The sequence below is a fragment of the Phytobacter sp. V69 genome (genome assembly GCF_965644215.1).
GTDB lineage: Bacteria > Pseudomonadota > Gammaproteobacteria > Enterobacterales > Enterobacteriaceae > Phytobacter.
The window spans coordinates 15287-29149 of record NZ_CBFFRL010000045.1 but is presented as its reverse complement, the minus strand read 5'-3'; the positions used below and the strand labels follow the sequence as shown (position 1 = coordinate 29149).

The window sequence follows — 13863 nt, the reverse complement described above, 5'->3', positions numbered from 1 at the left end:
CTTATCGGTAGTTAACCCTTCCTCCTACACTCTCCACAATCATGTCCGAGCGTTGCACTTATTATCTGAATTCGCGGTTCAATGCCGTCCGGGATATCAGGAAAATTCTGCCGTTTGATGATGGGGTTCGCCTGAAAAAAGGCGATAACCGCAGAGAGAAAACGCAATGATTCGTTGTAGTCATCAAAGCTGGCGGTAAACAAAACATCAAGATTAAAGCGTACCGTCGGCATCATCTGTCTGGTGACATTATTTTTCGCATCTGGCGCGGAGCGCGTAGCATAAAAGGGTTTGCTGGTTTCATGTTCCAGATTGATAAGCGTCAGCACCAGTTTGTTTTAATTTTTTAAAGGTGAACCGCCGTTCGAATCGACCAGGTTATTTAAAACAACCATATTGCCTGCAATATCGAATTGATTGCGTAATTGCTGATCGAGAATGTCTTTAAGATAACTCAGTGCATCTTCAATCATGTAACGTCCTTAATGAGGAAATTGCAAGCCGCCACACACCGAACCGCTAACCTAACACCCTTTTATGTTTATCCGCAAACATTAGTTCAGACGGTGTGAAATTCAAAAAAAATATAAAGACAGCAAACCGTATTGCCTTTAATTTTTAAAGGCAATAAAGATTCCCTGCCGGAATAGAGACAGATGGAATTATTTCATCGCTAACAGTGATTCTCAGTATGCATTATCAAACGGGCAATAAACCCCCTACAATAAGAACCGAGTTCTTATTGCACTATTTATAGGTAAAATTATAAAGTCAGTAACATGTCGGCATGGTTTGCATGCTTCAACGTTTTTTCAGTATAAGCGGGAAATCAGAAAACTCTATAAAATTACAAAAAAAATAAAGAGTCATATTTTCAATACGATAGGGTATTCGACTTATAGGTAGCGATGTTACATCGATAGTCGTTCTCGCCCCAGGAATACAGCCATGGCGCACCGTACGGGCATAAAATATGCGCCAAAGCGCACACTAAAACGCGTTAACTGGATTTGCACAAAAATGACATCGAAAATTGCATAAAAGTGATTTTGGCCCGCTATTTCTTTTTGGCTTACGAAATGTTTAGTCGCAGTAAAACTATTTCGTAAAGTTAAGAATAATAACAGTCCGTACGTTACTTTTATTACACGCCAGACCAAACACACCCCATCTCCTGCCATAGACAAACAATCAGAATAAGTATTACCAATATATTAAGCATGCAGAAATGAAAATTAAGGTAAAAACGGAGGTCTGACTGGATGCAGCAAACCCGCATCAGGGATAACACGCAGGGTATAATTCTGAGCGTAAAAAAAGTCACCGCATTGTGCACTAATAATAAGTTTCCGATCTCGTTTTTTCGTCACATAGCGATACACATCGGTGCGAAAATTTAAAATCATTGTCATTACCTGGTCACAAAATGTAACACAAAATTTATTTCAGTCGTTTTTATTAGCAAAGCGATGCGTAAATGCATAGCTCATGACAGATATTGCCGAATTGCCACTGGCATCACTTTTTTATTTTTATGTCGTAAAAAAACTACACTGCTGTATTGATCAGCGCATTCTGATCGTCAATGCGCTGTGACAGCATGTCATGGAACAGACGGGTCGCCATGGATAACGTCCGCTGACGCGGCAAACAGAGATCGACCTTCACTTTGCCCATCAATGGGTCGGCCAGCGGTACCGCCACAAACATCGACTGTCCTTCCTGATCCTGACGATTTAACTGAGGCAAAATGAGCAGCGTTTTTCCCTGTAGCGCCAGGGTTTTTTGCACTTCCATCGAACTGGTAATAAACCGCATATCAAAATGCACGGCTTCGCGCCGGGCAGCGGACTCCAGTAACTGACGCACGGCATAGTTCGCGGGGGGAATGGCGATCGGATGAACAGCAATCTCTTTCAGGGTCAGCCGCGATTTCGCCGCCAGCGGATGATGGGCGGCCATCAGCACTTTGTGTTCCAGCTGACAGCAGTTGGTCACCTGAATCTCGGCGCTGACGGGGGTATAAAAGGCCAGCGCCACATCGGCGTGCCCGTTAATAAGCTGTTCGGCAATATGCGGGGCGCTGCCGGTGTCTATTTCGAACGACACGTCCGGATTATGCTGACCGAACGCCTCAATGACGGGGGCGATAAAAAGCGCCACCAGGCTCTCGGCGGCACAGATTTTTATCGTCCCGGACACCACGCTTCGCGTTGAGGTAATACGAGATTTCACCGACTCCAGCTCGCGCAGCGTGGCATCTACCGCCTGCGCCAGAAACTCCCCTTCACGGGTCAGTTTAATGCCGCGTGGACCACGTTCAATCAGTGCAGCACCGTAGTAATGTTCCAGAATATCGATTTGCCGCGTCACGGCCCCCGGAGCCACAAACAATTTATCGGCGGCCTCACGAAAGGAAGCAGACTTTGCGACCTGACTAAAATATTTCAGCGCCCGTAATTGCATTGTGTCTCCCATTGGATGAATCCATTGGAGCGACCTTATTACGCTGGCGAAATATTGGCAAACATCGACACAATTAGCGCCACATTGCACTTTTATTAAGCACAGAGCGCCATTTCTGTGCATTCATTGCGCTATTCACATCGTCATCTCCCCACAATGGCCTGTATATGCGGCATAACCGCTGATTTATCGCTGCCCCATTCCGTGCTCGGGTTTAAGAACCAGGCACATTTTAAGTGCACTCGATGAAGCGAATATTTACCGTTGAAAAACGCCCGTTTGAAGAAAAGGTAAAATAGTCAATAAAAACAGATGATTAAATTTAATCATATTATTTTCTTATTCGCTTATCTTGTCGCCAGTGCATACATTTTTTAAACACTGACTTCGCGTAATTGTGATAGTGAGCGGTTCGGCGCCCTGTTATATGTCTGCTATGTCTTTTCACGTTTCACTTCGTCTGAACACATTGAGGAAGGCCATACGATGACAAACGAAATAAGTCATAGCGCTTCAAAACCCAAAGCATCACGCAAAGAAGTTGTTGCGGTTGTTCTTGGCGCTGCGGTTGAGTTTTTCGATTTCAGTGCTTATGCCACCTTTGCCGTGATGATCGGTAATATTTTCTTTCCCTCAGATAACCCCTTTACCAGTCTTTTATTATCCGTCTCTGTTTTTGGTATCGGCTTTATTGTGCGCCCGCTTGGCGCCATATTTATTGGCAGCTATGCCGACCGCGTGGGACGCAAACCGGCAATGCTCCTCACCATGGTCTTTATGACCATCGGCACCGGCGGGCTGGTCTTCCTGCCCGGCTATGAAACCATTGGCATGGCGGCCCCTGTCTTGCTGGTGATTGTCCGCATGCTGCAAGGTCTGGCCTGGGGCGGCGAAGCCGGTCCCGCGACCACCTTTATTATGGAGGCCGCACCGGAAGGTAAACGGGCGTTTTACACCAGTTGGCAAATCGTCGCCCAGGGGCTGGCGGGCATCAGCGCCGGGGTGATTGGTTATACGCTGACGCTAATCCTGACGCCGGAACAGCTGTCCTCCTGGGGCTGGCGCGTGCCTTTCGCCTTTGGCTTGCTCATTCTGCCTATCGCCATCTATATGCGCCGTAACCTTAACGAAACCTTCACCACCGAGAACACCGCTGCCAGCGAGTCTACCGGCAGCCTGCTCGGTGAAGTGATGCGTAACTACCGTGGCCTGATTCTGGTGGGCATTTTTATTCTCTCCGGCAGTACCATCACGCAATATTTTCTCAATTATATGACCACCTATGCCCTGAAAGAGCTGGCGTTCGCACCGGGAACTGCCATGGCGTCGACTATTTTGATCGGCGTGTGTGTGGTGGTGTTCTCGCTGGTAGGTGGCTGGATGGCGGACCGCTTCGGGCGCAAGATGACCATCATCGCACCGCGCCTGATTCTGCTGCTCCTGCTGCTGCCGGGTCTTGAGATGATCAATACCTGGCGCAGCGAAGGCGTCTTCTTTGCCATTATCACCCTCTTTGCGGCCTTGCAATGCATCAGCGGCTCCGGCGTGCTGGTGGTGCTGTGTGAAAACTTCCCGCGCTATATCCGCTCAACCGGTTTCTCCATCGCGTTTGCCTTCGGCATCACCCTGTTTGGCGGGACGGCGCAAATTGTCTTCTCGTGGCTGATTAAATGGACCGGCGACCCGGTATCCCCCGGCTACTACCTTATCGCTGCCAATATTCTCTGCCTGGTGGCGACGCTCATGCTCAAAGAACGCGTCCCTCACAAGTCCACCCGCCGGGTACAAGCACCGCAGGGCAAGATTCAGTTTGCGAAGGAGAAATCACGATGAAAACCGTACTAAGTTGGGATGAATGGGCCACCTGCGATGCCACCGCGCTGGCAGATCTGGTCGAACGCGGCGACGTCAGCGCCGCTGAGCTGGCGCAGCAGGCGCAGGCCGCAACGCAGAGGATTAACCCACAAATCGGCGCCGTCGTGGAGCTGTTTGACGACGCCATCCACCGACCGGAAACAGACGGGACCTGTCTGGAGGGACCATTTAAGGGCGTTCCCTTCCTGATAAAAGACTTAGGTCCAGGGGTGAAAGGCCGCTTGCAGGAGCAAGGCTCCGCGTTTATGCGCGGCAACCGTCCGGGCGAAGATGCCTTCCTAACCACGCAAATTCGCCACGCTGGGCTCAATATTATTGGCCGCAGCGCCACGCCGGAATTTGGCGTTTGCGGGTCAGCGGAAAACCCGGATATCTACGTGACGCGCAGTCCGTGGAACACGCAGCACACCACCTTTGGCTCATCCGCCGGGGCATGCGCATCGGTGGCGGCCGGGATTCTTCCCCTCGCCCACGCCACCGATGGCGGCGGCTCTATTCGCATCCCGGCGGGATCCAACGGGCTTGTCGGCCTGAAAAGCAGCCGCGGCGTCTTTTCGATTGGCCCGGCGCTGTCGGATATCACTGGCTACGTTTCCACCCAAGGCTGTGTGAGTCGCAGCGTGCGCGACACGGCGCGCTTCGTTGATAGCTGCCGGGGTGGCGCACCGGGCGAGTTCATGCCTTACTGGCAACCCCCGGAGACCTATAGCGAGATGATCGCCCGCGATCCCGCGCCGCTGCGCTTTGCGGTGTCCCACGAATGGGGAAATTACCGTGCAACGCCGCATTTTGTCGACGAGCTGGAGAAAACCACGCGCCTGCTCCAGGAACTGGGGCATCAGGTGGAATGGGTGACGCCAGACATCCCGTTCGAAGAGGCGTTTGCCGCGCAGACCGCCTGCTACATCAGCAATTTTGCGCAGTTTATTCAGCGGCTGCTGGAGAAAAACGATCTTAGCGCCCCGCCGGAGGATAAAATCGAGCCGATTAATATCCGTATCTGGCAAAAAGGGATTGATATGTCCTACAGCGAGCGCTGGAAAATGCAGGATGCGTTTAACCAAATTTCCCGCAAGCTGGGGGCGTTTTTCCAGACCTGGGATCTGATCCTGACGCCGACGTTCTCCAAACCAACGCCGCTACTCGGCGAGAAAAAGTACCTGACGCTCAGCGATAACCCGGACGTGATGGACTGGTTCTATTCCCTGTGGGATATCTTCTCCTATACCCCGCTCGCCAGTTTAACCGGTACGCCAGGCATCTCCTTGCCGCTGGCCTGGCAAAAATCCGGGCTGCCGCTGGGGATGCATTTCCAGACCCGCCAGGGCAATGACGGTTTATTGTTGCAGCTTGCGGCCCAGCTTGAACGCGCCTCCGGCGGGCGTTTTATCAGTAACACCACGCCGCAGGTACATGTCACCCGCTAGCACCAGACCTTTTCCCGGATGCGGCGCAAACCGCCTTATCCGGGCTACGCCGTAACTCCCGGAAACCGCACTTTCCGTAGCCCCGTTAAGCGTCAGCGCCACCGGGAATGTCCCGGATGCGGCATTGCCTTATTCGGGCAACGCCACGCCCGGCTCCGGGGTTTTCTTTACTCTCCTGCCAGACGCCTGTACTGGGCGTAGCGGTCTTTGGCATCCTGCTCGGTCTGGGCAAACAGACTGTCGGCCACCTCCGGCGAAGTGCGGCCCAGCGAGGCGTAGCGGACTTCGCCCATCAGGAAGTCGCGGAAACTCTCCTCCGGTTCTTCCGAATCAAGAATGAACGGATTTTTCCCTTTTGCCAGCAACTGCGGGTTGTAGCGCCAGAGATGCCAGTATCCGGCATCCACCGCACGTTTTGCTTCGCGGATACTGTGCCCCATCCCGGCCTTCAGACCGTGGTTAATACAGGCCGCGTAGGCAATCACCAGCGACGGTCCCGGCCAGGCCTCAGCCTCAGCAATAGCCCGCAGCGTCTGGGCTTTATCAGCCCCCATGGCTACCTGCGCGACATACACATTGCCGTAGCTGACGGCCATCATCCCCAGATCTTTTTTACGCGTCCGTTTGCCCTCGGCGGCGAACTTGGCGATAGCAGCCACTGGGGTCGATTTCGACGACTGCCCGCCGGTGTTGGAATAGACCTCGGTGTCGAACACCAGAATGTTCACATCTTCGCCGGAAGCCATTACATGATCGAGGCCACCAAAACCAATGTCGTAGGCCCAGCCATCGCCGCCGAAGATCCACTGCGACCGTTTGGCGAAGTAATCCTGGTTCTGATACAGGCGATTGAGCAAATCATCGTCGCCCTTCTCCTGCGCCAGCAGCGCGCTCAGTTTTTCCGCCCGCGCACGGGTGCCTTCACCGAGATCTTTGTTTTCCAGCCAGTCGCGCAGTGCCTGTTGCAAATCCGGGTGCAGCGGTTTTTCCAGCACGTTGGATGCATCAGTAGCCAGCTGTTCACGGATGGCGCGCCCGCCTAACATCATCCCCAGACCAAACTCGGCGTTATCTTCGAACAGCGAGTTCGCCCAGGCTGGCCCCTGACCTTTATGGTTGGTGGTCCACGGAATCGACGGCGCACTGGCCCCCCAGATTGACGAGCAGCCGGTGGCGTTGGCAATCATCATGCGATCGCCGAAAAGCTGGGTGATTAAGCGGGCATACGGGGTTTCGCCGCACCCGGCGCAGGCACCGGAAAACTCCAGTAACGGGGTTTCAAACTGGCAGCCTTTCACCGTGGCTTTGCTGAACGGGTTCGCTTTTGGTGTTAAGGCCAGCGCGTGATCCCACACCGGGATCATATGGCGCTGGCTGTCGAGGGGCTGCATGGACAGGGCTTTGCCCTTCGATGGACAAATATCGACGCAGTTGCCGCAGCCGGAGCAATCAAGCGGCGACACCGCCAGATGGTATTCATATTGTTTGGCCCCCTGCGCCACTTTACTCAGTAACGCGGCGGGTGCGGCTTCGCGCTCTAAGCAGTCCAACAGCGCCGGGCGAATGGCTGCGTGCGGGCAGATAAACGCGCACTGATTACACTGGGTGCAACCTTCTGGCTGCCAGACCGGCACCTGCATGGCGATGCCGCGCTTCTCCCAGGCGGCCGTGCCGGGCGGGAATGTCCCATCTTCCATACCGAGAAAAGCGCTGACCGGCAGCCTGTCGCCGTTCTGGCGGTTCATCGGCTCAAGAATGTTGCGAATAAAGTCCGGCATCAGTTTGCCGTCGTCACTCTCGTCGTCTTCCACATAGGCCCAGTGATCGGGAACGATAATTTCCTGCAGCGCATCCATCCCCAGATCGATGGCGGAATTGTTCATATCCACCACGTTCTGCCCTTTGCTACCGTAGGATTTCACCACCGCTTTTTTGAGGTGCGCCGAGGCGGTTTTGGCATCAATGATGTCGGTCAGTTTAAAAAACGCCGCCTGCATCAGCATATTGAAACGCCCGCCGAGGCCGAGTTTGCGCGCAATATCCACCGCGTTGAGGGTGTAAAACCGTACCCCCTGGCGGGCAATCATGCGCTTCATTTTATTCGGCAGATGGCGCTCCACCTCTTCGCCAAACCAGGTGCAGTTGAGCAGGAATATCCCGCCCGGATTGATGCCATCCAGCAGATCATATTTATCGACGTAGGACTGCTGCGAGCAGGCAATAAAATCCGCGTTATGAATCAGATAAGGCGAGGTGATCGGGCGCTTACCAAAACGCAGATGCGACATGGTTATGCCACCGGATTTCTTCGAATCGTAGGCAAAATAGGCCTGGGCAAACATCTCGGTGGTATCGCCGATAATCTTGATCGCGTTCTTATTGGCGCTGACCGTACCGTCTGAGCCCAGCCCCCAGAATTTACAGGCGGTGATACCCTCGCGGGAGACGTGAATGTCATAAGCCGGAACCGGCAGCGAGGTATGGGTCACATCGTCAAAAATCCCCACCGTAAAGCCATCCATCGGCAGCGGTTTTTTCAGGTTTTCGAACACGGAAACAATGTGGTTTGGCAGCACATCTTTGCCACCCAGCGCATAGCGGCCACCGACAATCAGCGGCGGGTTGTCGTGATGGTAGAAGGCGTTTTTGACATCCAGACACAGTGGTTCAGCCTGCGCCCCCGGCTCTTTGGTACGGTCGAGGACGGCGATGCGCTTCACGCTGGCGGGGATCTTCGCCATAAAATGGGCCAGTGAGAACGGCCGGAACAGATGCACGGAAACCAGCCCGACTTTTTCGCCGCTGTCGATCATCGCGTCCACCACCTCCTGGATGGTGTCACACACCGAGCCCATCGCAATGATAATTTGCTCCGCATCCGGCGAGCCGTAGTAATCAAACAGATGGTATTCGCGCCCGGTAATGCGGTAAATATCCGCCATATAACCTTCGACGATATCCGGTAGCGCCTGATAAAAGCGGTTGGACGCTTCGCGCTCCTGAAAATAGATATCCGGGTTCTGTGCGGTGCCACGAATCACCGGGTGGTCCGGGTTGAGGGCGTTACGCCGAAAGCGATGAAGTGCTTCCTGGTCCAGCAGCGGAGCCAGCTCTTCTTGCTCCAGCACTTCAATCTTCTGGATTTCATGGGAGGTCCGAAAACCGTCAAAGAAATTAATAAAGGGCACGCGGCCTTTGATCGCGGCCAGGTGCGCCACAGCCGACAGATCCATCACCTGCTGGACGTTGTTTTCCGCCAGCATCGCGCAGCCGGTCTGGCGCACGGCCATCACGTCCTGGTGGTCACCGAAAATGTTCAGTGAGTTGGTCGCCAGCGCCCTGGCGCTGACGTGAAACACCCCCGGCAGCAGCTCGCCCGCAATTTTGTACAGATTGGGGATCATCAACAGCAACCCCTGGGAGGCGGTATAGGTTGTGGTTAGCGCCCCCGCCTGCAATGCGCCGTGTACCGCCCCTGCCGCACCGCCTTCCGACTGCATCTCCATCAGACGCACCGGTTGGCCAAACAGGTTTTTTTTCCCCTGTGCCGTCCGTTCGTCAACGTTTTCCGCCATCGGTGTTGAGGGCGTGATGGGATAAATCGCCGCGACATCGGTAAAGGCATAGGAGATCCAGGCCGCCGCAGCGTTGCCATCCATCGTTTTCTTTTTTCCGGACATTTCTCGTTCCTCGAATGTGAGAGGCAAAGTCGCCGCCCGCTGACGGCAAACCGTAGAACCCCTGCATTGCACAGCCTGTGCCATGTCGGAAAAATGCAATTTAGTGTCTTAAATTCAATTAATTAACGAATTATGTCGCGTTGTTCACATTGCGACATTGCGCGGAACAAGACAGGTCATACGACATCCTGTTGAACAGCTAACAAAGTGTCAGCGCCGCACCGGGAGCGGTTGACGGGTGGTCGAATTGTCCAGTTTCCAACAATTGGTCTGCATATTGTTCAGTGTTTGTTTTGCCACTCACAGAGGTGAAAAACACAAAAGCTAATAAATACAGTTACTTATATGTTCTGGCACGGCTGGTATGTTCCCTGCACTTATGAATGGGCAAACACACAAACTGGAGAACACACCATGACCATGCGTCAATGCGCCATTTATGGCAAAGGTGGGATCGGCAAATCCACCACCACGCAAAACCTCGTCGCCGCACTCGCGGAAATGGGTAAGAAAGTGATGATCGTCGGCTGCGACCCGAAAGCGGACTCCACCCGTCTGATCCTGCATGCGAAAGCGCAGAACACCATTATGGAGATGGCCGCCGAAGTGGGTTCCGTGGAAGACCTCGAACTGGAAGACGTGCTGCAAATCGGTTACGGCGGCGTGCGCTGTGCAGAATCCGGTGGCCCGGAGCCAGGCGTAGGTTGTGCAGGTCGCGGCGTGATCACCGCCATCAACTTCCTGGAAGAAGAAGGTGCCTATGTAAGCGATCTCGACTTTGTCTTCTATGACGTGCTCGGTGACGTGGTCTGCGGCGGGTTCGCCATGCCGATTCGCGAAAACAAAGCGCAAGAAATCTACATTGTCTGCTCCGGGGAAATGATGGCGATGTATGCCGCCAACAACATCTCTAAAGGCATCGTGAAATACGCCAAATCCGGCAAAGTGCGCCTGGGCGGGCTGATTTGTAACTCCCGTCAGACCGATCGTGAAGATGAACTGATCATCGCGCTGGCGGAAAAACTGGGCACCCAGATGATTCACTTTGTGCCCCGTGACAACATCGTTCAGCGCGCGGAAATTCGTCGCATGACGGTTATCGAATATGACCCGAAATGCAATCAGGCCGACGAATACCGCACGCTGGCGAACAAGATCGTTAACAACACCCTGATGGTCGTCCCGACCCCTTGCACCATGGATGAACTGGAAGCGCTGCTGATGGAATTCGGCATTATGGATGTGGAAGACACCAGCATCATCGGTAAAACCGCCGCCGAAGAAAACGCGGCCTGAGCCGCCTTGTAACAGGAACACAGTTATGAGCAATGCAACAGGCGAACGCAATCTGGAACTTATCCAGGAAGTGCTGGAGATCTTTCCGGAAAAAACGCGCAAAGAACGCAGAAAGCACATGATGGTGACCGACCCGGAGATGGAAAGCGTCGGGAAGTGCATCATCTCTAACCGCAAATCGCAGCCGGGTGTCATGACCGTGCGCGGCTGCTCTTACGCCGGTTCGAAAGGGGTAGTGTTTGGGCCTATCAAAGATATGGCACACATTTCCCACGGCCCGGTTGGCTGTGGGCAGTACTCCCGCGCCGGGCGTCGCAACTACTACACCGGGGTCAGCGGCGTTGATTCTTTCGGCACGCTGAACTTCACCTCTGACTTTCAGGAGCGCGACATCGTCTTTGGCGGCGATAAAAAACTCACCAAACTGATAGAAGAGATGGAGGAATTGTTCCCGCTGACCAAAGGTATCTCCATTCAGTCGGAATGCCCGGTTGGCTTGATTGGCGACGATATCGAAGCGGTGGCGAACGCCAGTAAAAAAGCGCTCAACAAGCCAGTTATCCCGGTACGTTGCGAAGGCTTTCGTGGCGTATCCCAGTCGCTCGGCCACCATATCGCCAACGACGTGATCCGCGACTGGGTGCTGGATAACCGCGAAGGCAAACCCTTCGAATCCACACCCTATGACGTGGCGATCATCGGTGATTACAACATCGGCGGCGACGCCTGGGCCTCCCGCATTCTGCTTGAAGAAATGGGGCTGCGCGTGGTGGCGCAGTGGTCCGGCGATGGCACGCTGGTAGATATGGAAAACACCCCGTTCGTGAAGCTGAATCTGGTGCACTGCTACCGCTCCATGAACTACATCTCACGCCATATGGAAGAAAAACACGGGATTCCCTGGATGGAATACAACTTCTTTGGCCCGACCAAAATCGCTGAATCGCTACGCAAAATCGCCGATCAGTTTGACGACACCATCCGCGCCAATGCGGAAGCGGTGATCGCCAAATATCAGGCGCAGAATGACGCGATTATCGCCAAATACCGCCCACGCCTCGAAGGCCGCAAAGTCCTGCTCTATATGGGCGGTCTGCGTCCTCGCCATGTGATTGGCGCGTATGAGGATTTGGGGATGGAGATCGTCGCCGCCGGGTATGAATTTGCCCATAACGATGACTACGACCGCACCCTGCCGGACCTCAAAGAAGGCACGCTGTTGTTCGATGACGCCAGCAGTTACGAGCTGGAGGCTTTCGTGAAGGCGATTAAGCCGGACCTCATTGGCTCGGGCATCAAGGAAAAATACATTTTCCAGAAAATGGGGGTTCCGTTCCGCCAGATGCATTCCTGGGATTATTCCGGCCCGTATCACGGTTATGACGGCTTTGCCATTTTTGCCCGCGATATGGACATGACGCTCAACAATCCCGCCTGGGGCGAGTTGACCGCACCCTGGCTGAAATCAGCCTGAATACTATCCTGACATCCCGTTTGTTCACCGATTTGTGGCGCGGGAGGAGAACATCATGAGCCAAACTGCTGAGAAAATTGTCACCTGTCATCCGCTGTTTGAACAGGACGAATACCAGACACTGTTTCGCAACAAGCGCGGTCTGGAAGAGGCGCACGACCCGCAGCGTGTGCAGGAGGTCTTTGAATGGACCACCACGTCGGAATATGAAGCGCTGAACTTCAAGCGCGAAGCATTAACCATCGATCCGGCAAAAGCCTGCCAGCCACTGGGGTCGGTGCTCTGTTCACTGGGGTTTGCCAATACGCTGCCCTACGTGCACGGTTCACAAGGTTGTGTGGCCTATTTCCGCACCTATTTTAACCGTCATTTCAAAGAGCCGGTCGCCTGCGTGTCCGACTCCATGACGGAAGATGCGGCGGTGTTTGGCGGTAACAACAACCTCAATACCGGGTTGCAGAATGCCAGTGCCCTGTACAAACCGGAAATTGTTGCGGTCTCCACTACCTGTATGGCGGAGGTGATCGGCGATGACCTGCAGGCCTTTATCGCCAACGCCAAAAAAGACGGGTTTATCGATGCGGCCATTCCAGTGCCGTATGCCCACACGCCGAGCTTTATCGGCAGCCACGTCACCGGCTGGGACAACATGTTTGAAGGTTTCGCCCGCGCCTTTACCGCTGACTACGTCTCGCAGCCTGGCAAACTGGCGAAGCTGAACATGGTGACCGGTTTCGAAACCTACCTCGGCAATTACCGCGTGCTCAAACGCATGATGGCCCAGATGGATGTGCCCTGCAGTCTGCTGTCTGATCCGTCTGAGGTGTTAGATACGCCAGCCGACGGCCACTACCGTATGTATGCAGGCGGCACTACCCAGCAAGAGATGCGCGATGCCCCGGATGCCATCGACACCCTGCTGCTGCAACCCTGGCAACTGGTGAAGAGCAAAAAAGTGGTACAGGAGTCGTGGAACCAGCCTGGCACGGAAGTGCAAATCCCGCTGGGATTAACCGCTACCGACGAACTGCTGATGGCGGTCAGTCAGTTAACCGGCAAACCGGTGGCGGATGCGCTGACGCTGGAGCGCGGACGTCTGGTGGACATGATTCTGGACTCCCACACCTGGCTGCACGGCAAGAAATTCGGTCTCTACGGCGACCCGGATTTTGTGATGGGGCTGAGTCGTTTCCTGCTGGAACTGGGCTGTGAACCAACGGTGATCCTCTGTCATAACGGTAGCAAACGCTGGCAGAAAGCGATGAAGAAAATGCTCGAGGCCTCACCGTATGGTCAGGAGAGCGAAGTCTTCATCAACTGCGATCTGTGGCATTTCCGTTCGTTGATGTTTACCCGCAAACCGGACTTTATGATCGGCAACTCGTACGCCAAATTCATCCAGCGTGACACGCTGGCGAAAGGCGAACAGTTTGAAGTTCCGCTGATCCGTCTCGGCTTCCCGTTGTTCGACCGCCACCACCTGCATCGCCAGACCACATGGGGCTATGAAGGGGCGATGAACATCGTGACCACGCTGGTTAACGCCGTGCTGGAAAAAGTCGACCGCGACACCATCAAACTGGGCAAAACGGACTACAGCTTCGACCTTGTCCGCTAACCATAATGCGCCCCGCCTCGTGCGGGG

The 13863-nt window shown here is 54.1% G+C and carries 9 protein-coding genes; 5 read left to right on the top strand and 4 right to left on the bottom strand.

What is annotated here, in order from left to right; genetic code table 11:
• Positions 1 to 11: 11 nt before the first annotated feature.
• The 3 genes from ACSZPU_RS08740 to ACSZPU_RS08730 all read right to left on the bottom strand — a co-directional run bounded on the left by ACSZPU_RS08740 (position 12) and on the right by ACSZPU_RS08730 (position 2478).
• The gene (locus ACSZPU_RS08740; RefSeq protein ID WP_498997627.1) at positions 12 to 329 is read right to left on the bottom strand and encodes a Pvc16 family protein; all 318 of its coding nucleotides are present in this window, start codon (positions 327 to 329) and stop codon (positions 12 to 14) included.
• 9 nt (positions 330 to 338) lie between these two features.
• Positions 339 to 473, bottom strand: a complete 135-nt coding sequence (locus tag ACSZPU_RS08735) for a hypothetical protein (RefSeq protein WP_498997624.1) — start codon at positions 471 to 473, stop codon at positions 339 to 341.
• A 1075-nt stretch (positions 474 to 1548) separates the two neighbouring features.
• Positions 1549 to 2478 (bottom strand): LysR family transcriptional regulator, encoded by a 930-nt coding sequence (locus ACSZPU_RS08730; protein ID WP_498997623.1) that lies wholly within the window; start codon positions 2476 to 2478, stop codon positions 1549 to 1551.
• Positions 2479 to 2952: 474 nt separating this feature from the next.
• Between ACSZPU_RS08730 and ACSZPU_RS08725 the strand changes: the two genes are divergently transcribed.
• Together ACSZPU_RS08725 and ACSZPU_RS08720 are read left to right on the top strand one after the other, a co-directional pair.
• On the top strand, positions 2953 to 4299 hold the full coding sequence (locus tag ACSZPU_RS08725; protein WP_498997621.1) for an MFS transporter: 1347 nt from the start codon (positions 2953 to 2955) through the stop codon (positions 4297 to 4299).
• Positions 4296 to 5768, top strand: a complete 1473-nt coding sequence (locus ACSZPU_RS08720; RefSeq protein ID WP_498997620.1) for an amidase — start codon at positions 4296 to 4298, stop codon at positions 5766 to 5768. Before ACSZPU_RS08725 ends, ACSZPU_RS08720 begins: the two co-directional genes overlap by 4 nt.
• A gap of 167 nt (positions 5769 to 5935) precedes the next feature.
• On the opposite strand, the gene nifJ is transcribed toward ACSZPU_RS08720, so the two are convergent.
• A complete protein-coding gene (nifJ, locus tag ACSZPU_RS08715) occupies positions 5936 to 9448 on the bottom strand; it encodes a pyruvate:ferredoxin (flavodoxin) oxidoreductase (RefSeq protein WP_498997618.1) in 3513 nt (1170 codons plus the stop codon).
• A gap of 414 nt (positions 9449 to 9862) precedes the next feature.
• Between nifJ and nifH the strand changes: the two genes are divergently transcribed.
• Genes nifH through nifK form a run of 3 tightly spaced genes read left to right on the top strand, consistent with a single transcriptional unit; the run spans position 9863 to position 13836 of the window.
• The gene (gene nifH / locus ACSZPU_RS08710; protein ID WP_498997615.1) at positions 9863 to 10744 is read left to right on the top strand and encodes a nitrogenase iron protein; all 882 of its coding nucleotides are present in this window, start codon (positions 9863 to 9865) and stop codon (positions 10742 to 10744) included.
• Between the two features lie 25 nt (positions 10745 to 10769).
• On the top strand, positions 10770 to 12218 hold the full coding sequence (nifD, locus tag ACSZPU_RS08705; RefSeq protein WP_498997613.1) for a nitrogenase molybdenum-iron protein alpha chain: 1449 nt from the start codon (positions 10770 to 10772) through the stop codon (positions 12216 to 12218).
• Positions 12219 to 12273: 55 nt separating this feature from the next.
• On the top strand, positions 12274 to 13836 hold the full coding sequence (gene nifK / locus ACSZPU_RS08700; RefSeq protein ID WP_498997612.1) for a nitrogenase molybdenum-iron protein subunit beta: 1563 nt from the start codon (positions 12274 to 12276) through the stop codon (positions 13834 to 13836).
• Positions 13837 to 13863 lie beyond the last annotated feature (27 nt).